Consider the following 23,952-nt stretch of genomic DNA (forward strand, 5'->3'; position numbering starts at 1 on the left):
ACCGGTGCCCCGGGCACCCTCGCTGGCGATGCACAGGGCGCTCAGGCGCCCTGTGTCGCGTCTGGGCAAGCGGGGCGTGGGCCTCATCCCAAAACAGGCCCGCCTATAATCGAGGGTTTTGCGAATTTCGCTTGATTGTTGTCTCGCACACAGAAACAGAAGCTATGCCGATTTATGCGTACAAGTGTGGCGCCTGTGGCCACGCCAAGGATGTGCTCCAGAAGATGTCGGATGCACCGTTGACCGATTGCCCGGCCTGTGGTGCCGCGGCCTTCTCCAAGCAATTGACCGCACCCGGCTTCCAGCTCAAGGGCACGGGCTGGTATGCCACCGACTTCAAGGGTGGAACCAGCAGCGCCGCGGCAGCGCCGGCCGCAGCTTGCGACAATGGCGGCAGCGCCTGCGCCGCCGCCGGCTGCCCTGCCGCCACCGAAGCCTAAATCCCCCTTTTTGTCTATGTCTGCTTTGCGCAAATGGCTGTTCACCGGCTTGCTGGTCCTGGTGCCCGGTGTGATCACCGTCTGGGTGCTGAACTGGATCATCAGCACGCTGGACCAAACGCTGTACCTGCTGCCGCAAGCCTGGCAGCCCGACCACCTGCTGGGCATGCACATCCCAGGCTTCGGCGTGCTGCTGACGCTGGCCGTGCTACTGGTGATCGGTGCCATCGCCAGCAACTTCGTCGGCCGCAAGCTGGTGCAGTGGGGCGATGCGGTGATCACCCGCATCCCGGTGGTACGCTCCATCTATTCCAGCGTCAAGCAGGTGTCGGACACCGTGTTCTCGGACAGCGGCAACGCCTTCCGGACGGCGGTGCTGGTGCAATGGCCCCGCGAGGGGGTGTGGACCGTGGCCTTCATCACCGGCAATCCGGCGGGCGAGGTGGCCAGCTACCTGCGCGATGAATTCGTCAGCGTGTTCGTGCCGACCACGCCCAATCCGACCGGCGGCTACTTTGTGCTGATGCGCAAAAGTGACTGTGTGGAACTTGAAATGAGCGTGGACGCCGCGCTCAAGTACATCGTCTCCATGGGGGTGGTGGCTCCGCCACCGCTGCCCGTGCCCGACGAAGAACGATAAACAACCCTGAAAGCGCGTCCCCCAAGGGCGCAGGAAGATAGACCATGGCCATGCGCTCCGAATATTGCGGTCTTGTGACCGAAGCCCTGATGGGCCAAACCGTTACCCTGTGCGGCTGGGTGAATCGTCGCCGCGACCATGGTGGCGTGATCTTCATTGACCTGCGCGACCGCGAAGGCTATGTGCAGGTGGTGTGCGATCCGGACCGTCCCGAGATGTTCAAGGTGGCCGAGGACATCCGCAACGAGTTCTGCGTGCAGGTCAAGGGCATCGTGCGCGCACGCCCCGCCGGCACCACCAACGACAAGCTCAAGAGCGGCCAGATCGAAGTGCTGTGCCACGAGCTGAACGTGCTGAACGCCGCCGTGACCCCGCCCTTCCAGGTGGATGACGACAACCTGTCGGAAAACGTGCGCCTGACCAACCGCGTGATGGACCTGCGCCGCCCCGTGATGCAGCGCAACCTGATGCTGCGCTACAAGACCTCCATCCAGGTGCGCAACTTCCTGGACAAGCTGGGCTTCATCGACATCGAGACCCCCATGCTGGGCAAGTCCACCCCCGAAGGCGCCCGCGACTACCTGGTGCCCTCGCGCGTGCACGACGGCCAGTTCTTCGCGCTCCCCCAGTCACCCCAGCTGTACAAGCAGATGCTGATGGTCTCTGGCTTTGACCGCTACTACCAGATCACCAAGTGCTTCCGCGACGAAGACCTGCGTGCCGACCGCCAGCCTGAATTCACCCAGATCGACTGCGAAACCTCGTTCCTGAACGAAGAGGAAATTCGCGCCATCTTCCAGCAAATGATCACCGAAGTGTTCAAGCAGCAGCTGGGCGTGGACCTGGGCGAATTCCCCATCATGACGTACCAGGATGCGGCCTTCCGCTTTGGTTCGGACAAGCCCGACCTGCGCGTCAAGCTGGAGTTCACCGAGCTGACCGACGTCATGGCCGACGTGGACTTCAAGGTGTTCTCCACCCCCGCGACCACCAAGGGTGGCCGCGTGGTGGCCCTGCGCGTGCCCGGTGGTGCGCAGATCTCGCGCGGCGAGATCGACCAGTACACCGACTTCGTGAAGATCTACGGCGCCAAGGGCCTGGCCTGGATCAAGGTCAACGAAGTGGCTAAGGGCCGCGACGGCCTGCAGTCGCCCATCGTGAAGAACCTGCACGATGCCGCCATCGCTGAAATCCTGAAGCGCACCGCGGCACAAGACGGCGACCTGATCTTCTTTGGTGCCGACAAGGGCAAGATCGTCAACGACGCCATCGGTGCACTGCGCCTGAAGATCGGCCACAGCGAATTCGGCAAGAAGAGCGGCCTGTTCGAAGACAAGTGGGCACCGCTGTGGGTGGTGGACTTCCCCATGTTCGAGCACGACGAGGAAGAAGACCGCTGGGTGGCCGTGCACCACCCCTTCACCTCGCCCAAGGACGGCCACGAAGAACTCATGGCCACCGATCCCGGCAAGTGCGTGGCCAAGGCCTACGACATGGTGCTCAACGGCTGGGAACTGGGCGGCGGCTCGGTGCGTATCCACCGCGCCGACGTGCAGGCCAAGGTGTTCGAAGCGCTGAACATCACCCCCGAGCAGCAGCGTGCCAAGTTCGGCTACCTGCTGGACGCCCTGCAATACGGCGCGCCCCCGCACGGTGGCCTGGCCTTCGGTCTGGACCGCCTGATCACGCTGATGACCGGCTCCGAGTCGATCCGCGACGTGATCGCCTTCCCCAAGACCCAGCGTGCGCAGGACCTGCTGACTCAGGCACCTTCCCCTGTGGACGAAAAGCAGCTGCGCGAGCTGCACATCCGCCTGCGCAACCCCGACGCCGTCAAGGCATCGTGATTCGAGGGCTCTGAAATTCATAGCTGTTGACGCTTGATAGACAATCGCTGAAGCCTTGAAACGCTCCAAAAGCCTTTGCGGTGACGCAAAGGCTTTTTTGCATCCAGGGCCCGGCTTCCAGTGCGAAGATGCGGTCATGGTGTGCCCGCCCTACAAAATTCCACGCTCCGTGCTGGTCGTGATCTACACGCCGGATCTGCAGGTCCTGCTGCTGCGCCGCGCGCTGGGCGACGGCCTGGGCGTGGCCTTCTGGCAGTCCGTCACCGGCAGCCTGGATGCCGAGGACGAACCCTGGGCGGCCGCGGCCGTGCGCGAGGTGGAGGAGGAGACCGGCATCGACGCCACGGCCCCGGGCTGCCGCCTGCACGATTGGGAACTGGAGAACACCTACCCGATCTATCCCCAGTGGCTGCACCGCTACGCCCCGGGCGTGTGCATGAACACCGAGCGCGTGTTCGGGCTGGAGGTGGCGTCCTACACCCACGTCACCTTGAATCCCCGGGAGCACACCGCATTTGCTTGGCATGCTTGGCGCGAAGCGGCAGACCGCTGCTACGCCCCGTCGAATGCCGAAGCCATCCTCCATCTGCCTGCTTTTGTCGCTGCATGACGTTTGAGTTACCGACCCTGTCGCCGCTGTCACCGTCCACGCCGTCGGGCATCCTGCTGCCGCCGGAGCCGCGCATCCTGCGCGTGGCCACCTACAACATCCACAAGGGGGTGCAGGGCCTGGGGCCCACGCGCCGGCTGGAGATCCACAACCTGGGCCTGGCCGTGGAGCAGCTGGATGCCGACATCGTCTGCCTGCAGGAGGTGCGCAAGATGAACCGCCGCGAGGCCCAGTACTTCGCACACTGGCCCGCCGTGGGCCAGGCCGAGTACCTGGCCCCCGAGGGCTATGAGGCCGTGTACCGCACCAACGCCGTGACCAAGGATGGCGAGCATGGCAATGCCCTGCTGTCGCGCTGGCCGGTGCGCGATGTCAAGCACCTGGACGTGTCCGACCACCGCTTCGAGCAGCGCGGTCTGCTGCATGCCGAGGTCGAGTTCCATGGCCGTTCTGTGCACACCGTGGTGGTGCACCTGGGGCTGATTGCCGGCAGCCGGGTGCGCCAGATCCAGCAGCTGCACCAGTTCATCGAGCGCGAGGTGCCGCCCGGCGCCCCCGTGGTGGTGGCCGGCGACTTTAACGACTGGGGCAACCACATCAAACGCATGCTGGCGGGCTTCGGCCTGCACGAATACGAGGGCGACCGCAGCAGCTTCACCTACCCCTCACGTCTGCCGCTGGCGCAGCTCGACCATGTCTACGTGCGCGGGCTGGAACCCCTGAGTCTGGTGGTGCCGCAGGGCCGCATCTGGTGGCGCATGTCCGACCATTTGCCCCTGATTGCCGAGTTCAAACTCTGAGTCCGTCGCTAATTCCATGGCGCCTGTCGGCCCGCTGATTCACTGTTACCATCCCGCCCATGTTTACAGATTTGCTTGCTGCATCCGATAAAAAGCCTGCCGGTGGAGACCCGCAGGGCACGCCCATTTCCGTCAGGATTCGTGAGCGGGTGCAGGCAGCAGGGCGCAGTTTCAACGCCAACGACAACATCGCCGACTTCATCGAGCCCGGCGAGATGGAGTTGCTGCTGGACGAGGTCGAGGCCAAGATGCAGGGCGTGCTGGACAGCATGGTCATCGACACCGCCAACGACCACAACAGCCAGGCCACCGCGCGCCGTGTGGCCAAGATGTACCTCAAGGAAGTGTTCGCCGGCCGCTACCACCAGCCGCCCAAGATCACCGAATTCCCGAACGGCAAGCACCTGAACGAGCTGATGATCGTCGGTCCCATCACCGTGCGCAGCGCCTGCAGCCACCACCTGTGCCCCGTCATGGGCAAGGTGTGGATCGGCGTGATGCCCAACAAGCACACCAATGTGATCGGCCTGTCCAAGTACGCACGCCTGGTCGACTGGGTGCTGGGCCGCCCCCAGATCCAGGAGGAAGGCATCATCCAGCTGGCCGACCTGATCATGGAAAAAACCCGACCTGACGGCCTGGCCGTGGTCATGGAATGCTCGCATTTCTGCATGTCCTGGCGCGGTGTGCGCGAAAAGGACAGCAAGATGCTGAACTCGGTCATGCGCGGCGCCTTCCTCAAGGATCCCACGCTGCGCCGCGAGTTCCTGGCCCTGATCCCCGGGCGCCAGTAAGCGCGGTTTTCCCCTTCATTCCGGCTGCGTACCCCGCAGCCTTTTTCTTGCCTGCGCACCGTGGGCACTGCGCTGCTGGCGCTGCCCCGGGTCCCTATGTCACTGCAAGCCTTCGCCCTGATTCTGTTGGCCGGCCTGATCCATGCTGGCTGGAACATCGCCGCCAAGAAAGCCGGCGGTGATGCGCGCTTCGCCTTCTTCAGCTCGCTGCTGCTGGTGCTGGTCTGGGCGCCCCTGGCCTGGTGGGTGGGCCACGATGTGGTGCCGCACTGGGGCTGGCAGGCCTGGGCCCTGGTGGCCGTCAGCGGGGTGCTGCACCTGGCGTATTACGTGATTTTGCTGCGCGGCTACCGCCATGCCGACCTGACCGTGGTCTATCCGCTGGCGCGCGGCAGCGGCCCGCTGATCAGCTCGCTGTTTGCCATCGTGGTGCTGGGCGAGGAGATCTCGCAGCTGGGCCTGCTGGGCGTGGCCGGCGTGGTGCTGGGCGTGTTCCTGATCGCCGGGGGGCCGGGCCTGCTGCGCGTGCGCCAGGACCCGGTGGCCCGCCTGCGGCTGCACCAGGGCCTGCTGTACGGCCTGCTGACCGGGGTCTTCATTGCGGCCTATACCGTGGTCGATGGCTATGGCGTCAAGGTGTTGCTGCTGTCCCCCATCCTCATCGACTACCTGGGCAGCTGCCTGCGTGTGCTGCTGCTGTCGCCCGTGGTGCTGCGCAACCTGCCCGAGGCCCGTGTGCTGTGGACGGTGCAGTGGCGCTGGGCGCTGCTGGTGGCCGTGGTCAGCCCGGTGGCCTATGTGCTGGTGCTGTTTGCCATGCAAAGCGCGCCCATCTCGCACGTGGCGCCGGCGCGCGAGGTGTCCATGCTGTTCGCGGCCCTGATTGGTGGCCACCTGCTGCGGGAGGGCGACCGCCTGGTGCGCATGGGTGGGGCGGTGCTGATCGCCCTGGGGGTGACGGCGCTGGGCCTGGGGTAAAGTGGCCCGCATGCTGCGATATGTTGTGAGTTGCAGTGGCGCACTGCTGCTGTGGATGACCTTGGAGGGCGCGCGTGCCGCGCCGGCGCCCTGGTACTGGTGGACCAGCAAGGTCGACGGCCAGCGTGTGTGTGCGCAGTTCATGCCGCGCCAGGGCTGGACGCAGGCGGAGGGGCCCTTCAACAACCCCCAGTGCCACCCGCAGCGTCCGGTGCCCCCGCGCTGACGCCGGTTGTGGCGCGCCCGCGGCGCCTGCACAATGGCATTTTTTGCGAAGCGTCACACGGCGCCTGACACATGCCTGCTTGGGAAACATTGGTGGCTTTCTATGGTGCAGCCTTGCTGCTGTCGCTCAGCCCGGGACCGGACAACCTGTTTGTGCTGGTGCAGTCGGTGCAGCGCGGCTGGCGCGTGGGCCTGTGCGTGGTGCTGGGCCTGTGCCTGGGCGTGCTGGGCCACACGCTGGCCGTGGCACTGGGCCTGGCGGCGGTGCTGGCCGCATCGTCCCTGGCCTTCACACTGTTGAAATGGTGCGGCGCCGCCTACCTGGCGTACCTGGCCTGGGGGGCCTTGCGGGCCCCGGCGCAGCGGTCCGCGCTGCCGCAGGCGCAGACGGCGCGCGCCGACCGCCTGGATGCGGCCCAGGCCTGGCGCCTGGTCGGGCGCGGGGTGGTGATGAACCTGACCAACCCCAAGGTGCTGATCTTCTTCCTGGCCTTTTTGCCGCAGTTCGCCGACCCGGCGCGCGGCAGCGTGGCGCTGCAGTTGCTGGTGCTGGGTGGGGTGTTTGTGCTGGCGGCGTTTCCGGTGTTCGCGGCCGTGGCGTGTTTTTCCGGCGTCTTCGGCCAGGTGCTGATGGGCTCGGCCCGCGCGCAGTGGTGGCTGAACCGCCTGACCGGCGTGGTCTTCCTGGGTCTGGCCGTGCGCCTGGCGACGGTGGAGAAATAAAAGCGGAGCGCTTTGCGCTTATAGACAAAGGGCTTCAGAGTGTTTTTGCTCTGAAGCCCTTGTTCCATCAGCGCCAGGCGCTATGGTTGCTGGTGATCAGGATTTCTCCGACCAGTACATCACCGACAGATCGTTGACGAAGATCGGCATGTCCTTCCACAGCCCGCGCAGGTGCTTGTTGGCAATCGTCACCCACTGCGGCTGGTACAGGAAGCCATGCACCGCGTCGTTGGCCAGCAGGCGTTGGGCCTCGCCCAGCAGGCGCGCGCGGTCCGTGGGCTTGGGCGTGTGCTTGATCTTGTCGAACAGGTCGCGGAAGGCCTGCGAGTCGTAGGCCCAGTAGTAGTCGGGCTTGGCGAAGTTGCCCAGGTCGAAGGGCTCGACGTGGCTGATCATGGTCAGGTCGTACTGCTTGTTGCCGTAGGTGCCGGACAGCCACTGCGCCCATTCCACGTTCTGCAGCTTGACCTCGATGCCCACCTTGGCCAGCTGGGCGGCAATGATTTCACCGCCCTGGCGCGCGTACGGTGCGGGGGGCAGCGTCATGTTCAGCTTCAGCGGCAGCTTCACGCCGGCCTCGACCAGCAGGGCCTTGGCCTTGTCGAGGTTGTGCGGGTTGATGCCGGTGGTGTCCACATAGCCAAAGGCACCGGGCACGTAGTGGCTGCCAATCGGCACGCCATAGCCCTCGGCGGCGCCTTCGATGATGGCCTTGCGGTCCAGGGCGGCTGCAATCGCCTTGCGCACGCGCACATCGTTGAGCGGCTTGCGGCCGTTGTTGATGGCCAGGATGGTCTTGGCGCGCGAGCCGCTGACCAGGACCTGGAAGCGCCCGTCCTTCTCGAACTGGGGCACGCTGCGCGGTGTGGCGCGCGGGAAGGCGTCGACATCGCCGGCCAGCAGGGCGGCGACCTGGGCGGCTGCATCGGGGATGAAGCGGAAGGTGGCGCGGCGGATGCGGATCTTGGCCGCATCGCGGTACTGCGGCCAGGCCACCAGGGTGATGGAGGCGCCCTTTTGCCACATGCCCAGGCGGTAGGGGCCTGTGCCCACAGGCTTGGTGGCGTTGGTGGGGGCGCTTTTGGGCTCGACGATGATGGAGGTGCCTTGGCCCAGCACGAACAGGAAGTCGGGGTCGATGTCCTCGGTGACCAGCTCGACCGTGTGTGGATCGATCACCCGCACCTGCAGGTTGGTGAAGCTGCGCTTGTCCTTGTTGGTGCTCTTTTCGCCGCCGGCGCGCTCGAACGAGAACTTCACGGCCAGCGCGTCGAAGACTTCGCCGTTGTGGAAGCGCACGCCCTTGCGCAGGCGGAAGGTGTAGGTCTTGAGGTCGGGCGAGACCTCCCAGCTTTCGGCCAGCAGGGGCGAGACACTGCCGTCGGGGTTGATCTTGGTGAGGGTCTCGTAGATGTTGTACTGCGTGATCTCGGCGATCGACGAGGAGGCGCTGGCCGTGGGGTCGAGCACCGGCGGCTCCAGCGCCAGCGCCAGCGTCACCGTGTCTTTCTTGGCCTGCGCCCAACTGCCCAGGGGCATGAGCGTGGTCAGGCTGGCAAGCGCGCCAGAGGCAAGCAAACTGCGGCGGTGGATCATGGTGGCGGGTCTCCGGGGGGCTTCTGGGTATCGGGTCAACAAGCTGGCGTGCCGGGGTGGCCGGCCAAGCAATGCGCGTTTTTACACCAAGTTGGACGGGGCTTTGGCCCGTAACTGGCGCAGGGCCCGCGCGCGGCCCGGGGCAATCTGGGGCACGGCGTTCACCAGGGTCTGGGTGTAGGGGTGGCGCGCCTGCGTGAACAGCTGGTGGGGCGTGCCGCGCTCGACCACCTGGCCTTGCTGCATGACCAGCACTTCATCGCACAGGTGGTTGACCACGGCCAGGTCGTGGCTGATGAGCAGGTAGGTCATGCCAAAGCGCTGCTGCAGGTCCAGCAGCAGGTTCAGCACCTGCGCCTGGATGGAGACATCCAGCGCGCTGAGCGGTTCGTCGGCGACGATGAGCTTGGGCCGCGTGATCAGGGCCCGGGCAATCGCAACCCGCTGGCGCTGGCCGCCCGAGAATTCATGTGGGTACTTGTCCAGGTCGTGCGGGTGCAGGCCCACCTGGGCCAGCACCTCGGCGGCCCGTTCGCGCTGCTCCAGGCGGCTGGTGCCGGCCTGGGCGCTCAGGGGTTCGGCCACGATCCGCGCCACGGTCATGCGCGGGTCCAGCGAGCTGTAGGGGTCCTGGAACACCATCTGGAAGTCACGCCGCAGTGCGCGCAGGGCCGGGCGGGGCAGGCGGTGCAGGTCCTGGCCTTCAAACAGCACCTGGCCGCTGCTGGGGGTGTCCAGCGCCATCGCCAGGCGCGCCAGCGTGGATTTGCCACAGCCGGACTCGCCGACGATGCCGACATTGCGCCCGCTGTACACCGTCACATCCACGCCGTGCAGGGCCTGCACCAGGGGGGCGGGCTGCCACAGCTGGCGCCGCGGCAGGCGGTAGGTCTTGCTGACGCCCTGCAGCTGCAGCAGCGGCGGGCGCAGGTTGTCGGGGGTCATTGCCAGGCCTCCGTGTTGCCGGGGCGCATGGCTTCTGGGCGCAGGCAGCGCACCTGGTGCACGCCCAGGCTGCTGTATTCGGCCTCCTGCGGCTGGAAGCTGGGAATGCCCACCCGCTGCGGGCGCTCCTCGAAGCAGCGGGCTTCGGTGAACGGGCAGCGGCCGGCAAAGGTGCAGCCGCGCGGCAGATCGGGCAGGGCGGGCACGTTGCCGGCGATGGTGAACAGCGCATACGGCTGGCCACTGGGCTGGCGCGCGGCATCCAGGCGCGGGCGGGCCGCCATCAGCCCGCGGGTGTAGGGGTGGGCCATGTGGCGGAAGATGGCCGCCGTGGGCCCGCTTTCGACGATCTGCCCGCCGTACATGACCAGCATGTCGTCCACGTTCTGCGAGATCACGCCCAGGTCGTGCGAAATCAGGAGCAGCGCCATGTCGCGCTCGGCCACCAGGTCGTTGATCAGGTCCAGGATCTGCTGCTGCACCGTCACGTCCAGGGCCGTGGTGGGTTCGTCGGCGATCAGCAGGTCCGGCTGGCAGGCCAGGGCCATGGCGATCGTGATGCGCTGGCGCTGGCCGCCAGAGAACTGGTGCGGGTAGTCGTGCACGCGCACCGAGGGCTCGGGGATGCCCACGCGCTCCAGCAGGCCGGTGGCGGCCTTCAGGGCTTCGCGCGGTGCCAGGCCCAGGTGGCGCACCATGGGTTCCGCCACCTGGCGGCCGATGGTGTGCACCGGGTTGAGGGCGGTCATGGGTTCCTGGAACACCATGGCCATGCGGTTGCCGCGCAGCGCCTGCCACTGGCGCTCGGTGCTGCCCAGCAGTTCCTGGCCTTCCCACTGCAGGCTGCCGGTCACGCTGGCCTGCTGGGGCTGCAGGCCCATCAGCGTCATGGCGGTCAGCGATTTGCCGCTGCCGGACTCCCCGATCAGGCCCAGGGCGCCGCCGCGCTCCAGCTTGAACGAGAGGTGGCGCAGCGCCTGCACGCTGCGGCCGGAGCTGCGCAGAAAGAGGTTGAGGCCGGTGACTTCAAGCAAGGGCATGGCGGGGCTCACTGGCGCTGGCGGGACAGGCGCGGGTCCAGCAGGTCGCACAGGCCATCGCCCAGCAGGTTCAGGCCCAGCACGGCCAGGGCAATCGCTGCGCCGGGAAAGACGGCCAGCAGCGGCGCCTGGAACATCAGGGTCTGGGCGTCGCTGAGCATGCGCCCCCAGGACGGCTGCGGCGGTTGGGTGCCCAGTCCCAGGTAGGACAGGGCTGCCTCGGCCAGGATGGCCAGGGCGAACTGGATGGTGGCCTGCACCACCAGCACACCCAGGATGTTGGGCAGCACATGCTGCACGGTGATGCTCAGGCGGTGCTTGCCGCAGGCGCGCGCCGCCAGCACGTATTCGCGCGCCCAGATGGCGTTCGCCGAGGCCCGGGTGATGCGCGCGAAGGTGGGAATGTTGAAGATGCCGATGGCGACGATGGCGTTGACCATGCCTGGGCCAAACACCGCCGTCATCATGATGGCCGACAGGATGGCGGGGAAGGCGAAGGTGAAGTCCGACAGGCGCATGATGAGCTCTTCGGTCCAGCCACGCAGGGCCGAAGCCAGCAGACCCAGGGCCACGCCACAGACCAGGCCGATGCCCACGGCCACCAGGCCCACGGCGATCGAGCTGCGGGCCCCGACCATGATCTGCGACAGCACATCGCGGCCAAAGGCGTCGGTGCCCATCCAGAACCGGGCGCTGGGCGCCAGCAGCTTGGCGTCCAGGTTCATCTCATAGGGGCTCCACGGTGTCCAGACGAAGGACAGCAGGGCGGTGGCGATCAGGGCCAGCGTCAGCGCGGCGCCCACCACCAGGCTGGGATGGCGCAGCGCGCGCTGTGGCCAGGCGGCGGTGGCGCTCATAGGTCGCTGGCCTTCACACGCGGATCGATGGCCGCGTACAGCACGTCCACCACAAAGTTGACCACGATGACCATGGCAGCCAGCAGCATCACGCAGTTGCGCACCACGATCAGGTCGCGGTTGGCGATGGACTGGAAGATCAGCCGGCCCAGGCCGGGCAGGTAGAACACGTTCTCCACCACGATGGTGCCGGCCAGCAGGTTGGCAAACTGCAGCCCCATGACGGTGACCACCGGAATCATGGCATTGCGCAGCACATGGCCCCAGAGCACGGCGCGCTGGCTCAGGCCCTTGGCGCGCGCGGTGCGCACAAAGTCTTCGCGCAGCACCTCCAGCACGGCCGAGCGTGTGATGCGGGCCAGGATCGCGGCCTGCACCACAGCCAGGGCGATGGCAGGCAGCAGCAGGGCTTGCAGCGCGGGCCACAAGCCGCCGCCCATCTCGGCGCTCCAGCCGGGAAACCCGCCGGCCGAGAACCACTGCAGCTTCACGGAAAACAGCAGAATCAGCAGGATGGCAAACCAGAAGTTGGGGATGGCAATGCCCAGCTGTGCAAGACCCATGGTGCCGATGTCGCCCAGCTTGTTGTGCTGCGAGGCGGCATACACACCCGCCAGCAAGGCCAGCACAGTGGTCAGGGCCATGGCCAGGATGGCCAGCGGCAGGGTCAGCGCCAGGCGCTCCCCCACCAGCTCCCACACGGGCGAGCCATAGGCATAGCTGTTGCCCAGGTCGCCGGTGAAAAAGCCCAGCACCCAGTGGGCGTAGCGCTGCAGCGCGGGCTGGTGCAGGCCCAGTTGCTCGGCCATGGCGGCCACGGCCTCGGGATCGGCATCGGGGCCCATCAGCACCTGGGCGGCGTTGCCCGGCAAGACCTCAAGCACGGCAAACACCACGACCGATGCCCCGAGCAGGGTGGCAATCAGCGTGAGCAGGCGTTTGGCGAGGAAAACACTCATGAAGGCAAGGCAGGCGAGGGGCGCGGGCCCCGAGCATAGCGGCAAATCCCACAGTGCAAAGCATGGACGTAGTGACCCCCTGCACGGCACTGGGGACAGGCGCGGGATAATCGGTGCATGTTGCCTGAGTTGACCCCCCCCGACCCCTGGGCCGCCGTGCGGGCCGAACTGTGCCCAGGAGGCGTGCCATGGCACTGATGATCACGGAAGAGTGCATCAATTGCGATGTCTGCGAGCCTGAGTGCCCCAACGATGCCATCTTCATGGGCGAGTTGATCTATGAGATCGACCCGCACAAGTGCACCGAATGCGTTGGCCACTTTGACGAGCCACAGTGCATGCAGGTCTGCCCGGTCTCCTGCATTCCGGTCAACCCGGAGTTTGTTGAAAGCCGCGACAGTCTGCTGCAGAAGTTCGAGAGCCTGCAGGCGCAAGCGCAGAAAATCTGACCCAGAAAATATCAGTCAAACTGGCTGCTGATGCTTACCAGTCAAGCGTCAGCAGCTATTTTTTTATTCCTTGATCGCTGGCGCACCGGCCGCGTCGTCGGGCGCCGGTTTGCGCGGTGGCTTGGGACGCGGTGGCTTGTTGGTGTTGATCTGGGCGATGGCTTTGTCCATCTCGCCGGCCACCAGCAGGGGCCAGGCCTTGAGGCTGCGGTCCAGTTGCTCGTGGATGGCCTGCCACTGGTCCTGGGGCGGCTTGCGCAGGACCCAGCCCGAGACCTCGCCCTTTTGCCCCGGGTGGCCGATGCCGACGCGCAGGCGCCAGTAGTCGGGGCTGCCCAGCTGGGCGTGGATGTCGCGCAGGCCGTTGTGGCCGCCGTGGCTGCCGCCTTGCTTGAGCTTGATCTGGCCGGGCTCGAAATCCAGCTCGTCGTGCACCACCAGCACCTCTTCGGGCTTGATCTTGAAAAAGCGCGCCAGGGCCGCCACCGACTTGCCCGACAGGTTCATGAAGGTCTGCGGCTGCAGCAGCCACACCGTCTGCCCCTGGACGTTGGCGCGGGCCGCCAGCCCCCAGTAGCTGCGTTCGGGCTGCAGGTGCACCTTGAGTTCCCGCGCCAGCCCGTCAATCCACCAGAACCCGGCGTTGTGGCGTGTGTCTTCGTATTCCGGCCCCGGATTGCCCAGGCCCACAAACAGTTTGATCATGTGCGGATTATCCAATCAGGGCCGCGTGTGCCGCGCGGCCGTGCAAAACAAATGGCCCGCACAGGGCGGGCCATTGTTGGGGGGCAGTCCGTAGGGACTGTCCGGCGCCAAGCGCAAGAATTACTTCTTGCCCTTCTTGGCGGGAGCGGCTGTGGCCACAGGTGCTGCCACGGCAGCTTCGGGCAGCTTCACAGCGACCAGCACGGGGTTCTTGTTGGAACCGCGGGCAATGATCTTCACGCCAGCAGGCGCCTTCACGGTTTGCAGACCGGGGATGATCTTCGAGGTCAGCTTGGACAGGTCCACAGTGATGAACTCGGGGGTCTTGGCGGGCGTAGCCAGCACGGACACTTCGGTGATCAGGGGGGTCACGGTGCCGTTTTCCACGGTCACGGCGGGCGATTGCTCAGCGCCTTCGTAACGCAGGGCCACCTTGGATTCGACCTTGGTGTTTTCGTCCACGCGCTGGAAGTCCACGTGCAGGATCGCGGGCTTGAAGGGGTGGTACTGCACGTCGCGCAGCACGGCCTTCACGACTTGACCGTCCAGGTCCAGATCCAGGACCGAAGTGTGGAAAGCTTCCTTCTTCAGAGCGTGGAACAGGGTGTTGTGATCGATTTCGATCTTTTGTGCGTCCTGACCAGCACCGAACAGGATGCCAGGGGTGTTGCCGGAAATACGCAGGCGGCGGCTCGCACCCGTACCTTGCAGATTGCGCGATGTTGCAGCGATTTGCATAACTAACTCCAATGTGAGTGGACCGCGACCAGTCCCACTCGGTTGATGACCAAAGCACAGGCTTTGGAAGAAACTCCGGAAAACGCAAGCCTCCCGAAGGAGGCTGTCACGGATCCCGAAGGAAAAACTTTAGTCCTGGAACAGGCTGCTCACCGAGTCACCGGTGGAGATGCGCTGGATGGTTTCCGCAAACAGCGGAGCCACGGACAGTTGGCGGATCTTGCTGCACGCCTGGGCGGCTGCACTCAGAGGAATGGTGTTGGTCACCACGACTTCGTCGAGCGCCGAGCCTTCGGTGATGCGCTGGATCGCAGGGCCGGAGAAGATGGGGTGTGTGCAATAGGCATACACATTCTTCGCACCGCGTTCCTTCAGCACTTCGGCAGCCTTCACCAGGGTGCCGGCGGTGTCGATCATGTCGTCCATGATGACGCAGTTGCGGCCATCGATGTCGCCAATCACGTGCATCACTTCGGACACATTGGCCTTGGGGCGGCGCTTGTCGATGATCGCCAGATCGCAACCCAGTTGCTTGGCCAGTGCGCGGGCACGCACCACGCCACCCACGTCCGGAGAGACCACGATCAGATCGTCGTACTTCTTCTGGTTCAGGTCACCCAGGAGCACGGGCGAGGCGTAGATGTTGTCGACGGGAATGTCGAAGAAACCCTGGATCTGGTCCGCGTGCAAGTCCATGGTCAGCACGCGGTTGACACCAGCTGCTTGCAGCATGTTGGCCACGACCTTGGCCGTGATGGCCACACGCGTGGAGCGCACGCGGCGGTCCTGGCGGGCGTAGCCAAAGTAGGGGATGACGGCGCAGATGCTTTGTGCCGAGGCACGCTTCAGCGCATCGACCATCACCAGCAACTCCATCAGGTTGTCGTTGGTGGGGGCGCAGGTGGGCTGCACCACGAAGACGTCGCGGGTACGAACGTTTTGCTTGATTTCTACGGTGACTTCACCGTCGGAAAAACGACCAACATCGGCCGCGCCCAGGGACGTGCCGAGATGCTTGGCGATTTCTTCGGCCATGCCACGGTTGGCATTGCCCGTAAAAACCACGAATTCAGAATTGTTGGATTGCATGAGCTTCCCAGTATTGGGTTTGCTTGAACGCATGAAGATATTTGGCAGGGGAGGAAGGACTCGAACCCTCGCATGCCGGAATCAAAATCCGGTGCCTTAACCAACTTGGCGACTCCCCTACACAGGTCAATTGTCGTTGATAACAACCAACCGGTAGCTTGACTACTCTGGTATCCAGTGAAACAAAGGATGTTTTTCCAGATTCTTGCAAAGTTTGATTTGCCATCCGCACGGTGCGTCTTGCATTTCAATGGCTTTGCTGGTTTGTGCAAACACTGCACTTCCTGAGCCAGTCATTGTAGCATGCAATCCTAGTGATTCCAGCAGCTGTCGTGCTTTTCTCACGTCGGGGCACAAGGCTTCAGCGACGGGCTGCAAGTCGTTATGGCCAAAACCGTAGTGATCTGCAGCAAAGTCTTCGATTCTAGCACGCTTTGTGTCGCGCGTCAGATTGGGCGCAGTGAAGATGCCTTGCGTATCCAAACCGGCTTGGGGTTTGATCACGATGAAATCGCTGGCGGGCAGTTGTGCGGCACCGGTGAGTGGTGCGATGTGTTCGCCAATGCCTTCCACCCAGGCATTCTGTCCATGGATGAAAAACGGCACATCGGCGCCCAGGCGTTCACCAATCCGTGCCAGTTCGGTGCGCGAGAGCTGCAGGTTCCACAGGCGATTGAGGGCCACCAGTGTGCTGGCCGCATCCGACGATCCCCCACCCATCCCTGCCTGGGCCGGTATGTGCTTGTCGATCGCAATCCGCACACCCTGGGTGCAGCCTGTGGCGGTTTGCAGCGCCTGGGCGGCGCGGGTGCACAGGTCGTCGGCCGGAAGTGGTGGGGCCTCGGGGTTCAGGTCCTGGCGGGAGATCTGGGCACTGTGCGTGCGCTCGAAATGCAAACGATCTTGCCAGTCGATGAGCATGAATACCGACTGCAGCAGGTGGTAGCCATCGGCCCTGCGTCCCGTGATGTGCAGGAACAGGTTCAGTTTGGCGGGGGCCGGCACGTCATAAAAGGTGTGCATGGAGAGTGGCGCAGAAAAGTGTCGCGAAAGAGGGCCTGCCTCTTGGCTTATTCGGGTGCTTGCAGCAGCAGTTGCAAGGTGGCTGTGGGGGGCGGGCTCAGGCGCTGCGCCGTGATGCGGCCTTGTGCATAGCGGCTGAGGTCCACCTGCCAGCCTGGTGCGCTGGTCTGGAGGCCGCGCAACCAGCCGAACAGTGCCTCCAGAGGCAGGGGGGTACCCAGGCTGCGCTCCAGCAGCTCTTGCAGCGACGTGGATTCGGTGATGCGGTCCCCTTGCTGCAGGGACGCACCACCCGGTTGCCACTCCAGCTTGGCGATCTGCGAGCCCAGGGGGTTGAAAATGTCCAACCTGCCGTTGTCTGGCGTGCCTTGCAGATGGAAAGAGGCGCTGAAGGAGCGCTCCGGAGCCAGTGGGTCGTGCACCTGCAGGCCCATGCGGCCTGCCCAGGCTTGTTGCTGCCCACTGGATACGGCGGGTGGCGGCGGGGTGCTGCAGCCTGCGAGCACCAACATGGCGCCCAAGGCCAGCATGCGGGCGCGCCTTGCCAGGAAATGGGAAAGAACGGACATGGTGGGGCGCGGCATCAGGGCGTGACTTGCAGGCGTTCCAAGGTGGCGCGCAAGGTTTCGTTGTCGGCATCGCGCCGTTGCGCCTGGCGCCAGATGGTGCGTGCACGGTTGTGCTGGCCCAGGGTCCAGAGCACTTCGCCCAGGTGGGCGGCAATCTCCACATCGTCACGCACTGCGTAGGCCTTTTCCAGCAGCGCCAGTGCCTGCGCGTGGTTGCCGGCACGGAACTCCAGCCACGCCAGGCTGTCGGTGATGAAGGGGTCCTCGGGGGCGTGCGACAGGGCGGTTTCAATCAGCTTGCGGGCTTCCGGCAGTCGAATGCCGCGGTCGGCCCAGGAGTAGCCCAGCGCGTTGTAGGCGTGGTAGTGGTCGGGGTGCTGCGCGATCAGGTCGAGCAGGATCTTCTCCATCACCTCCAGCTTGCCGGCACGCTCAGCCAGGATCGCGGTTTCGTAGGCGATGTCAGCGTTCCTGGGGGATTGCTCATACAGGGTGCGCTGCAGCAGATAGGCTTCCTGGGGCGCACCATTGTCCCGCAGCAGAGTCACTTCAGCCCGGCGTTTTTGCATTTCCTGTTCATCGCCATTCGCGGGAACGGCACGGATCAAGGCGCGGCCCTGGGCCAGCTTGCCCTGTTTGGCCAGGGCCTGGGCCTTGAGGCCTTGCACCGTCAGCGTTTGAGCCTCTTCCGGCACCTTGTCCAGCCATGCCAGCGCCTGGGGGTAGTCTTTTTGCTGCAGGGAAATGCGCCCGCCCAGCACATAGGCCTGGGTGAGTGCATGCGTGCGCGGCGCTTCGTTCGGGATCTGGAGCAACAGGCTTTCCAGGCGTTGCAGCGCCTGCTGCGCCTGCGGCCAGGCCGCGCGCTGGGCATGCAGGCTGGCCTGGGCCATCCAGGCATCGGTCATGTCGGGCTGTGCCTTGAGCAGGGGCGTCAGCTGCTTTTGCGCGTCTTCCAGGCGCTGCTGCTCCATGAGCACGCGCACATACGCCATCTGTATGGTCGGTGCGGGCTGGTGCTGCATGTAATCCTGGACCATTGGCTCGACGGACAGGCTGCCGGTTTCGAGCAGTTCCAGCGCCAGCAGTGCCGTGGCGCCATTGCGTGGGCCGAGGTCATAGGCCTGTTCCAGAGCCTGCAGTGCCAGGTCCTTCTGGCCGGCCACCAGGCGCAGATGGCCAATCGTGGCCCAGGCTGCAGACCCCAGGGCGGGGTCCTTTACATCGGGCTGCAGCGCCTGCTCGACCACGCTGGCTGCCATGGCCTTGTCGCTGGCACGGCTGTACAGCTGGGCAATCGCCAGATAAGTGGCGGGTTTGGAGGCTGCGGGGGTCCAGGCGACTTCGCGGGCCAGGTACTCCTGGGATTCGGAGACGCGATTGAGCATCAGCAAAATCTGGAGCATGTAGCGGTTGGCGTCGCGCGACTGCGGAAAGGCCTTGTACCACTCGTTGGCAACGATCAGCGCACGCTGACCCGAGCGGGATTGCAGGGCCAGCTCGGCGGCCCGCTGGTACAGCTGTGGCGACTGGGTCTGGCGGGCCGCATCCATAAACAGCGCAATCGCATTGGTGGCATCGCCCTGGGAGGCCGACATCTCTCCGACCAGCAGTTCATAGAACAGCTCCGCATCCAAGGCCGCGGCCAGGTCTGACGCCGATGGCTGGTCGGGCTGCGGCGCGGGGGAGGATTTTCCTTGAGCGTGAGCCGGCACTGTTCCAAGAACAAGGGCAGGGATCAGGGCCAAGTGCCAAGTGCGGAGTGTGAGAACCATCAACCCATAATAATCCAAGCATTTCCCCCCTGTGAATGAATTCGACAGATGCCAGAACTTCCTGAGGTTGAAGTCACGCGCCGCAGCTTCGCGTCGCAAATCGCCGGTGCCCAGGTGCTGTCGGTGACCCTGGGCAAACCCCTGCGCTGGCCGCTGGGGCGTGCACCGTCCAGCCTGGTGGGGGCCCGTGTGCAGCAGGTGCGCCGGCGCGGCAAGTATCTGTTGATCGATCTGGACCGCGGCATGCTGATGGTGCACCTGGGCATGTCCGGCAGCCTGCGGTTCGCCACCCAGCTGCCCGCCGCACTGGGGCCGCACGAGCACTTCGACATGCAAACCGACCGGGGCACGTTACGCCTGCACGATCCGCGGCGTTTCGGCGCCGTGATCGCCACGGACGGCGACGACGATCCGGTGGCGCGCAAGCTGCTCGACGGGCTGGGCATGGAGCCGCTGGATGCGCACCACTTCCGCTGGGAGTCGTTCCGGGATGGGCTGGCGCGCAGCCGCACGCCCATCAAGCCCTTGCTGCTGGGGGGCAAGCTGGTGGTGGGCGTGGGCAATATCTATGCCTCCGAGGTGTTGTTTGCCAGCCGGATTGCACCCACCACGCCGGCGCAGGCCATTAGCGCCGTCAAGGCCCGCCGTTTGTTCCAGGCGATTCGTGACATCCTGGCCCTGGCGGTCGAGCGCGGCGGCACCACGCTGCGTGATTTCTCGAACGCGGATGGGCTGCCGGGACACTTCCAGTTGCAAGCCAAGGTTTATGGCCGGGAAGGCCAGCCCTGTGTGCAGTGTGGCAGGCCGATTGCCTTGTTGCGCCAAGGGCAGCGCAGCACGTTCTATTGCCCGCACTGCCAGAAATCCTAGGCAAAAGGGTCACATTCACCGGGCTCCCCGCAGGCAGCCTGCAGGTATATTGCATGCAGGCAGCACACAGACGTTGCGAGAGGGGATGATCGTGGGCCTTTCATTCGGCGAGCAATTTGATCGTTTTGGCCAATGGCGCAAGGGGTTTGCCGCTCAGATGGCCGGTTTCCGGGATTGGCTGGCGGCCCAGGACCTGCTGGATGCCGCCGTGCAGGACCACCTGCTGCGCCTGGAGCATCTGCTGCGCGGTGACAAGGTCTGTGTGGCCTTTGTGGCAGAGTTCTCGCGTGGCAAGTCCGAGCTGATCAACGCCGTGTTCTTTGCCCACTATGGCCGGCGCATCATGCCGGCCACGCCGGGGCGTACCACCATGTGCCCGACCGAGCTGGGCTACGACCCGGCCTTGCCCCCCTGCCTGCGACTGCTGCCGGTGGAGACCCGGGCGCAGCCTTACAGCCTGGCGGAATGGCGCAGCCGGCCCTCGACCTGGGTGCAGTTGCCCATGGACGTGCACGACCCGGACCAGTTGGCCAGCACCCTGGCGCATGTGGCGCAGGTGTGCAAGGTGCCGGTGGAAGAGGCCAGGACCCTGGGCTTTTGGAGCGATGAGGCGGGGGCCGACAACCCCGTGCCCGATGAGCAGGGGCTGGTCGAGATTCCCAAATGGCGCCACGCCCTGTTGAACATGGCCCACCCGTTGCTCAAGCAGGGGCTGGTGATCGTCGACACACCGGGCCTGAATGCCGTGGGCACCGAGCCGGAGCTGACCGTCAACCTGATCGCCCAGGCCCATGCCGTGGTGTTCCTGCTGGCGGCCGATGCGGGTGTGACCAAGTCGGACCTGGCCATCTGGCGCGAGCACCTGCTGCCCTGCCACCGCGAGGGCGATGCCCACCTGGTGGTGCTGAACAAGATCGACACCCTGTGGGGCAGTCTGGATTCCGGCACGGAAGTGCAGGCCCAGCTGAACCGCCAGCGTGCGCAGAGTGCGCAGATTCTGGGCATCGATCCGGCGCGCATCCTGCCGCTGTCGGCGCAGAAAGGCCTGATGGCCAAGATCGAGAGCAATGCCGCACTGCTGCAGCGCAGCGGCCTGCCCTTGTTCGAGGACCTGCTGGCGCAGGGCATCCTGGCGCACCGCCAGAGCATCCTGCGCAACGTTGTGGGGGCGGGCGTGACCCAGCTGCAGGCCCAGGTGCAGCGCGCCATCCAGATCCGCCGCCGTGACCTGGACGAGCAGATGCTAGAGCTGCGCAGCCTGCGCGGCAAGAATGCCACGGTGATCCAGAGCATGCGCCAGCGCATCCAGCAGGAGCAGCGCACGTTCGAGGACAGCAGTGCCAAGATTCTGGCGGTGCGCACGGTGCACCTCAAGCTCATGAACCAGGCCTTCCAGCTGCTGGGCGCGACCTCGCTGCGGCGCGAGCTGGAGCAACTGGCCGGGGCACTGGAGCATTCCGGGCTGAAGCTGGGGGTGCGCAAGGTCTATGCGGCCACGTTCGAGAGCCTGCGTGGCCTGGGGCAACAGGCCAAGGCCGCCGCCGGCGAAATCCAGACCATGCTCAGCGCCACGTTCAAAGAACTGAACACGGAGTTTGGCTTCTCCCTGCAACTGCCTGGTGACTTGCAGCTGCACGACTTCGACCGCGAGCTGGCACAGATCGAAGAGAGCTACCTGCAGTACCTGGGATTTGGTCATGCGCTCAAGCTGGCGAACCCGCTGTTTGGCCAGCGCATGGTCAAGGCCCTGGGCATGCGGCTGCGCACCCTGTTCGAGTCCGCAGCGAATGACCTGGATTTGTGGAGCAAAAGCGCCACCTCGCAGCTGGATGCACAATTGAAGGAGCGCAAACGCAGCTTTGCCCGCCGCATCGAGGCGGTGGACCGCATCAGCGAAGCGGCCAGCGGCCTGATGGAGCGCATTGCCGAGATCGAGTCGGCAGAGCAGCAACTCACCGCGCTGGAGCAGCGGTTGGCGCAGTGGATGCAGCAACTGCTGCAACCGCCCGAGCCTGAGGCCGTACTGACCGATGCCCCGGCCGCCGGTGTCTGAGGCTGCGTGCGCCCTGTGGCTTTCGTTCTCTGACCTGTTGCTTTCCCTTGAATCCCCTTCTCCCTCCTATCGCCACGGACGTTGTCCGCTGGCAGGCCAGCCATGGCCGCAACCACCTGCCCTGGCAACAGACCCGTGACCCGTACCGCGTCTGGCTGTCCGAAATCATGTTGCAGCAGACCCAGGTCAGCACGGTGCTGGGCTACTACGAACGCTTCTTGCAGCGTTTCCCGGACGTCGCCAGCCTGGCGGCTGCGCCGCAGGACGATGTGATGGCGCTGTGGAGCGGCCTGGGCTACTACACCCGGGCGCGCAACCTGCATGCCTGCGCCCAGGCGGTGGTGCAACTGCATGGCGGGGCCTTCCCGCGCAGCGCGGCCGTGCTGGCCACGCTGCCGGGCATCGGCCGGTCCACGGCGGCGGCGATCGCCTCGTTCTGCTTTGGCGAGCGCGTGGCCATCCTGGATGCCAACGTCAAACGGGTGCTGACCCGGGTGCTGGCCTATGGCGAAGACCTGTCCAGCAGCCGCAACGAAAAGGCCTTGTGGACCCTGGCCGAAGACCTGCTGCCGACGCAGGAGCTGACCAGCAGCATGCCGCGCTACACCCAGGGCCTGATGGACCTGGGCGCCACCGTGTGCCTGCCGCGCAACCCGTCCTGCCTGGTGTGCCCGTTGCAGCCGCATTGCCGCGCCGCACAGCAGGGCGCGCCGCAGGCCTACCCGGTCAAGACCCGCAAGACGCGGCGCAGCACCCAGTCCTGGTGGCTGCTGGTGCTACGCGATCCGCAAGGGCAGCTGTGGCTGCAGCGCCGCCCTGTCCAGGGTGGGGAGACCGGCATCTGGGCCGGGCTGTTCAGCCCGCCGGTGTTTGCCAGTGCCCCGGCGCTGGAGGCCGGCCTGGACACCCTGGCCCTGCGCGTGGCCCAGCGCGAGGACTGGCCGGCGCAGCTGCATGTGCTGACGCACCGTGACCTGTTCCTGCACCCGGTGGTGGTGGAGCTGGCCGAGGGCCGCCTGCCCCTGGACTCTGCGGAGCTGGGCGCCGGGCAGTGGCAGTCCGCGGCGGACTGGTTGCAGCAAGGCCTGCCGGCGCCTGTGCGCAAGCTGGTGGAGGCCATTGCCGCCGGTTAGCTTGAAGCGGCCGACTGTGCCTGCGCCTGCGCCGTGGCAGGGGCGGTGCAGGGGTATGAAAAAAGGAGCTGTTGGCGCTTGTTTTTAAAGGCATTCAAATACAAAAGTATTTGAACTGCTTGCGAAGCCGGCGCGAGTAGCTCTCTTTTTTTTGCTCAGAGAAGCTGTGGCGCCTCGGGCAGCGGAGCGGCTGCGGCCGGGCCGCGGCTGTCCATTTCGCGGTGGCGGCGCAGCGTGGTCCATTTCGCCTGGTAGCGCTGGGCCAGTTGTTCCACCAGGTAGACGGAACGGTGTTGGCCGCCGGTACAGCCAATGGCCACGGTGACGTAGCTGCGGTGGTTGGCGTTGAGGGCCGGCAGCCAGTGGTCCAGGAACTGGGCGATGTGCGTCTGCATCGCCGCCGCGTCGGGCTGCTGGCGCAGAAAGCGCTGCACCGGCTCGTCCATGCCGGTCAGGGGGCGCAGCTCCAGGTCGTAATAGGGGTTGGGCAGCATGCGCACGTCGAAGACATAGTCGGCATCGACCGGGATGCCGTGCTTGAAGCCGAACGACTGGAACACCAGCGTCATCTGGTTGGCGGGCGCCTGGATCAAGGCCTTGACGTAGCTTTGCAGCTGCGAGCCGCGGATGTTGCTGGTGTCGATCACATGGGCGTACTCGCGCAGGTCGCCCAGCAGCTCGCGCTCCTGCTCGATGATCTGAACCAGGGCCTGGCGGCCGTCGGGCAGCTTGGACTGGGACAGCGGGTGGCGGCGCCGGGTCTCGGAGAAGCGGCGCACCAGGGTGCTGGTGGAGGCGTCCAGGAACAGCACGTGCAGGTGCACGCCCGAGGCCTTGAGGCGCTGCAGCTTCTCCAGCTCGCGCGGTAGATCGGGCAGGCCCGCGGCGCTGCGGGCGTCGATGGCGATCGCCACGCGATGGCCATGGTGCACGTGCTGCAGGCGCACAAAGTCGGCCAGCAGCTCGGGCGGCAGGTTGTCCACGCAGTAGTAGCCCGCGTCTTCCAGGGCGTGGAGTGCGACCGACTTGCCGGAACCCGACATGCCGGTGATCAGCACAATTTCCAAATCCGTCATAGCCTGCCTTTGCGTGAT

25 protein-coding genes and 1 tRNA gene are annotated in these 23,952 nt (G+C 65.4%); 13 read left to right on the forward strand and 13 right to left on the reverse strand.

What is annotated here, in order from left to right; genetic code table 11:
- Window positions 1–164 precede the first annotated feature (164 nt).
- From KAQ61_RS00900 to KAQ61_RS00940, 9 genes are all read left to right on the forward strand, one after another.
- Window positions 165–440, forward strand: coding sequence for an FmdB family zinc ribbon protein (locus KAQ61_RS00900; protein WP_043380045.1), 276 nt, complete (start codon window positions 165–167; stop codon window positions 438–440).
- A 16-nt stretch (window positions 441–456) separates the two neighbouring features.
- Window positions 457–1,080, forward strand: a complete 624-nt coding sequence (locus KAQ61_RS00905) for a DUF502 domain-containing protein (protein ID WP_042416923.1) — start codon at window positions 457–459, stop codon at window positions 1,078–1,080.
- A 44-nt stretch (window positions 1,081–1,124) separates the two neighbouring features.
- Complete coding sequence (gene aspS / locus KAQ61_RS00910) at window positions 1,125–2,927, forward strand: aspartate--tRNA ligase (RefSeq protein WP_210930192.1); 1,803 nt, start codon at window positions 1,125–1,127, stop codon at window positions 2,925–2,927.
- Window positions 2,928–3,063: 136 nt separating this feature from the next.
- Complete coding sequence (gene nudB / locus KAQ61_RS00915) at window positions 3,064–3,537, forward strand: dihydroneopterin triphosphate diphosphatase (RefSeq protein WP_210930193.1); 474 nt, start codon at window positions 3,064–3,066, stop codon at window positions 3,535–3,537.
- Entirely contained in the window at window positions 3,534–4,337 is an 804-nt protein-coding gene (locus tag KAQ61_RS00920) for an endonuclease/exonuclease/phosphatase family protein (RefSeq protein ID WP_210930194.1), read from the forward strand. Before nudB ends, KAQ61_RS00920 begins: the two co-directional genes overlap by 4 nt.
- A gap of 59 nt (window positions 4,338–4,396) precedes the next feature.
- Entirely contained in the window at window positions 4,397–5,131 is a 735-nt protein-coding gene (folE, locus tag KAQ61_RS00925) for a GTP cyclohydrolase I (protein ID WP_042416911.1), read from the forward strand.
- 96 nt (window positions 5,132–5,227) lie between these two features.
- A complete protein-coding gene (locus KAQ61_RS00930; RefSeq protein WP_210930195.1) occupies window positions 5,228–6,109 on the forward strand; it encodes an EamA family transporter in 882 nt (293 codons plus the stop codon).
- Window positions 6,110–6,119: 10 nt separating this feature from the next.
- On the forward strand, window positions 6,120–6,335 hold the full coding sequence (locus KAQ61_RS00935; RefSeq protein WP_210932010.1) for a hypothetical protein: 216 nt from the start codon (window positions 6,120–6,122) through the stop codon (window positions 6,333–6,335).
- A 71-nt stretch (window positions 6,336–6,406) separates the two neighbouring features.
- Entirely contained in the window at window positions 6,407–7,057 is a 651-nt protein-coding gene (locus KAQ61_RS00940; protein ID WP_210930196.1) for a LysE family translocator, read from the forward strand.
- A gap of 96 nt (window positions 7,058–7,153) precedes the next feature.
- Here the strand turns inward: KAQ61_RS00940 and KAQ61_RS00945 are convergent, their stop codons facing one another.
- From KAQ61_RS00945 to KAQ61_RS00965, 5 genes are all read right to left on the reverse strand, one after another.
- Window positions 7,154–8,653, reverse strand: coding sequence for an ABC transporter substrate-binding protein (locus KAQ61_RS00945; RefSeq protein ID WP_210930197.1), 1,500 nt, complete (start codon window positions 8,651–8,653; stop codon window positions 7,154–7,156).
- A gap of 81 nt (window positions 8,654–8,734) precedes the next feature.
- Window positions 8,735–9,598 carry an ATP-binding cassette domain-containing protein gene (locus KAQ61_RS00950; RefSeq protein WP_210930198.1) on the reverse strand — a complete coding sequence of 288 codons (864 nt, stop codon included), beginning with the start codon at window positions 9,596–9,598 and terminating at the stop codon, window positions 8,735–8,737.
- Window positions 9,595–10,638, reverse strand: coding sequence for an ABC transporter ATP-binding protein (locus KAQ61_RS00955; protein WP_210930199.1), 1,044 nt, complete (start codon window positions 10,636–10,638; stop codon window positions 9,595–9,597). Before KAQ61_RS00955 ends, KAQ61_RS00950 begins: the two co-directional genes overlap by 4 nt.
- A gap of 8 nt (window positions 10,639–10,646) precedes the next feature.
- The gene (locus KAQ61_RS00960) at window positions 10,647–11,495 is read right to left on the reverse strand and encodes an ABC transporter permease (RefSeq protein WP_210930200.1); all 849 of its coding nucleotides are present in this window, start codon (window positions 11,493–11,495) and stop codon (window positions 10,647–10,649) included.
- A complete protein-coding gene (locus KAQ61_RS00965) occupies window positions 11,492–12,454 on the reverse strand; it encodes an ABC transporter permease (RefSeq protein ID WP_210930201.1) in 963 nt (320 codons plus the stop codon). Before KAQ61_RS00965 ends, KAQ61_RS00960 begins: the two co-directional genes overlap by 4 nt.
- 188 nt (window positions 12,455–12,642) lie before the next feature.
- On the opposite strand from KAQ61_RS00965, the gene KAQ61_RS00970 reads away from it, so the two are divergent.
- Window positions 12,643–12,903: a YfhL family 4Fe-4S dicluster ferredoxin gene (locus KAQ61_RS00970; RefSeq protein WP_210930202.1), complete on the forward strand. Its 261-nt coding sequence runs from the start codon at window positions 12,643–12,645 to the stop codon at window positions 12,901–12,903.
- Window positions 12,904–12,966: 63 nt separating this feature from the next.
- Here KAQ61_RS00970 and pth read toward each other — a convergent pair whose 3' ends face one another.
- From pth to KAQ61_RS01005, 7 genes are all read right to left on the reverse strand, one after another.
- The gene (gene pth / locus KAQ61_RS00975; RefSeq protein WP_210930203.1) at window positions 12,967–13,608 is read right to left on the reverse strand and encodes an aminoacyl-tRNA hydrolase; all 642 of its coding nucleotides are present in this window, start codon (window positions 13,606–13,608) and stop codon (window positions 12,967–12,969) included.
- A gap of 120 nt (window positions 13,609–13,728) precedes the next feature.
- Window positions 13,729–14,346 carry a 50S ribosomal protein L25/general stress protein Ctc gene (locus tag KAQ61_RS00980; RefSeq protein ID WP_210930204.1) on the reverse strand — a complete coding sequence of 206 codons (618 nt, stop codon included), beginning with the start codon at window positions 14,344–14,346 and terminating at the stop codon, window positions 13,729–13,731.
- A 129-nt stretch (window positions 14,347–14,475) separates the two neighbouring features.
- Window positions 14,476–15,435 (reverse strand): ribose-phosphate pyrophosphokinase, encoded by a 960-nt coding sequence (locus KAQ61_RS00985; RefSeq protein ID WP_042416873.1) that lies wholly within the window; start codon window positions 15,433–15,435, stop codon window positions 14,476–14,478.
- A 42-nt stretch (window positions 15,436–15,477) separates the two neighbouring features.
- Window positions 15,478–15,554 (reverse strand) — tRNA-Gln (locus tag KAQ61_RS00990).
- 43 nt (window positions 15,555–15,597) lie between these two features.
- Window positions 15,598–16,458 (reverse strand): 4-(cytidine 5'-diphospho)-2-C-methyl-D-erythritol kinase, encoded by an 861-nt coding sequence (gene ispE / locus KAQ61_RS00995; RefSeq protein WP_210930205.1) that lies wholly within the window; start codon window positions 16,456–16,458, stop codon window positions 15,598–15,600.
- Between the two features lie 47 nt (window positions 16,459–16,505).
- Window positions 16,506–17,027 carry an outer membrane lipoprotein LolB gene (locus tag KAQ61_RS01000; protein ID WP_210930206.1) on the reverse strand — a complete coding sequence of 174 codons (522 nt, stop codon included), beginning with the start codon at window positions 17,025–17,027 and terminating at the stop codon, window positions 16,506–16,508.
- A gap of 14 nt (window positions 17,028–17,041) precedes the next feature.
- A complete protein-coding gene (locus KAQ61_RS01005; RefSeq protein ID WP_244982954.1) occupies window positions 17,042–18,742 on the reverse strand; it encodes a tetratricopeptide repeat protein in 1,701 nt (566 codons plus the stop codon).
- 108 nt (window positions 18,743–18,850) lie between these two features.
- On the opposite strand from KAQ61_RS01005, the gene mutM reads away from it, so the two are divergent.
- The 3 genes from mutM to mutY all read left to right on the forward strand — a co-directional run bounded on the left by mutM (window position 18,851) and on the right by mutY (window position 22,858).
- Window positions 18,851–19,672, forward strand: a complete 822-nt coding sequence (gene mutM, locus KAQ61_RS01010) for a bifunctional DNA-formamidopyrimidine glycosylase/DNA-(apurinic or apyrimidinic site) lyase (protein ID WP_210930207.1) — start codon at window positions 18,851–18,853, stop codon at window positions 19,670–19,672.
- 91 nt (window positions 19,673–19,763) lie between these two features.
- Window positions 19,764–21,725, forward strand: coding sequence for a dynamin family protein (locus KAQ61_RS01015; protein ID WP_210930208.1), 1,962 nt, complete (start codon window positions 19,764–19,766; stop codon window positions 21,723–21,725).
- Window positions 21,726–21,772: 47 nt separating this feature from the next.
- On the forward strand, window positions 21,773–22,858 hold the full coding sequence (gene mutY, locus KAQ61_RS01020; protein WP_210930209.1) for an A/G-specific adenine glycosylase: 1,086 nt from the start codon (window positions 21,773–21,775) through the stop codon (window positions 22,856–22,858).
- A 155-nt stretch (window positions 22,859–23,013) separates the two neighbouring features.
- Here the strand turns inward: mutY and rapZ are convergent, their stop codons facing one another.
- A complete protein-coding gene (rapZ, locus tag KAQ61_RS01025; protein WP_210930210.1) occupies window positions 23,014–23,934 on the reverse strand; it encodes an RNase adapter RapZ in 921 nt (306 codons plus the stop codon).
- Between the last annotated feature and the right edge of the window lie 18 nt (window positions 23,935–23,952).

The sequence above is a fragment of the Comamonas aquatica genome, from assembly GCF_018064205.1.
Taxonomy (GTDB): Bacteria; Pseudomonadota; Gammaproteobacteria; order Burkholderiales; family Burkholderiaceae_C; genus Comamonas; species Comamonas aquatica.

Bases quoted from the DNA above. Each gene is read 5' to 3' on its own strand.
- KAQ61_RS00970 (WP_210930202.1), top strand. From the start codon at position 12,643: ATGGCACTGATGATCACGGAAGAGTGCATCAATTGCGATGTCTGCGAG.
- KAQ61_RS00950 (WP_210930198.1), bottom strand. From the start codon at position 9,598: ATGACCCCCGACAACCTGCGCCCGCCGCTGCTGCAGCTGCAGGGCGTC.
- KAQ61_RS00955 (WP_210930199.1), bottom strand. From the start codon at position 10,638: ATGCCCTTGCTTGAAGTCACCGGCCTCAACCTCTTTCTGCGCAGCTCC.
- aspS (WP_210930192.1), top strand. From the start codon at position 1,125: ATGGCCATGCGCTCCGAATATTGCGGTCTTGTGACCGAAGCCCTGATG.
- rapZ (WP_210930210.1), bottom strand. From the start codon at position 23,934: ATGACGGATTTGGAAATTGTGCTGATCACCGGCATGTCGGGTTCCGGC.
- KAQ61_RS00920 (WP_210930194.1), top strand. From the start codon at position 3,534: ATGACGTTTGAGTTACCGACCCTGTCGCCGCTGTCACCGTCCACGCCG.
- KAQ61_RS00940 (WP_210930196.1), top strand. From the start codon at position 6,407: ATGCCTGCTTGGGAAACATTGGTGGCTTTCTATGGTGCAGCCTTGCTG.
- KAQ61_RS00985 (WP_042416873.1), bottom strand. From the start codon at position 15,435: ATGCAATCCAACAATTCTGAATTCGTGGTTTTTACGGGCAATGCCAAC.
- nudB (WP_210930193.1), top strand. From the start codon at position 3,064: ATGGTGTGCCCGCCCTACAAAATTCCACGCTCCGTGCTGGTCGTGATC.
- folE (WP_042416911.1), top strand. From the start codon at position 4,397: ATGTTTACAGATTTGCTTGCTGCATCCGATAAAAAGCCTGCCGGTGGA.
- KAQ61_RS00965 (WP_210930201.1), bottom strand. From the start codon at position 12,454: ATGAGTGTTTTCCTCGCCAAACGCCTGCTCACGCTGATTGCCACCCTG.
- mutM (WP_210930207.1), top strand. From the start codon at position 18,851: ATGCCAGAACTTCCTGAGGTTGAAGTCACGCGCCGCAGCTTCGCGTCG.
- KAQ61_RS00905 (WP_042416923.1), top strand. From the start codon at position 457: ATGTCTGCTTTGCGCAAATGGCTGTTCACCGGCTTGCTGGTCCTGGTG.
- KAQ61_RS00935 (WP_210932010.1), top strand. From the start codon at position 6,120: ATGCTGCGATATGTTGTGAGTTGCAGTGGCGCACTGCTGCTGTGGATG.
- pth (WP_210930203.1), bottom strand. From the start codon at position 13,608: ATGATCAAACTGTTTGTGGGCCTGGGCAATCCGGGGCCGGAATACGAA.
- KAQ61_RS00900 (WP_043380045.1), top strand. From the start codon at position 165: ATGCCGATTTATGCGTACAAGTGTGGCGCCTGTGGCCACGCCAAGGAT.
- KAQ61_RS00960 (WP_210930200.1), bottom strand. From the start codon at position 11,495: ATGAGCGCCACCGCCGCCTGGCCACAGCGCGCGCTGCGCCATCCCAGC.
- KAQ61_RS00930 (WP_210930195.1), top strand. From the start codon at position 5,228: ATGTCACTGCAAGCCTTCGCCCTGATTCTGTTGGCCGGCCTGATCCAT.
- ispE (WP_210930205.1), bottom strand. From the start codon at position 16,458: ATGCACACCTTTTATGACGTGCCGGCCCCCGCCAAACTGAACCTGTTC.
- KAQ61_RS01000 (WP_210930206.1), bottom strand. From the start codon at position 17,027: ATGTCCGTTCTTTCCCATTTCCTGGCAAGGCGCGCCCGCATGCTGGCC.
- KAQ61_RS00945 (WP_210930197.1), bottom strand. From the start codon at position 8,653: ATGATCCACCGCCGCAGTTTGCTTGCCTCTGGCGCGCTTGCCAGCCTG.
- KAQ61_RS00980 (WP_210930204.1), bottom strand. From the start codon at position 14,346: ATGCAAATCGCTGCAACATCGCGCAATCTGCAAGGTACGGGTGCGAGC.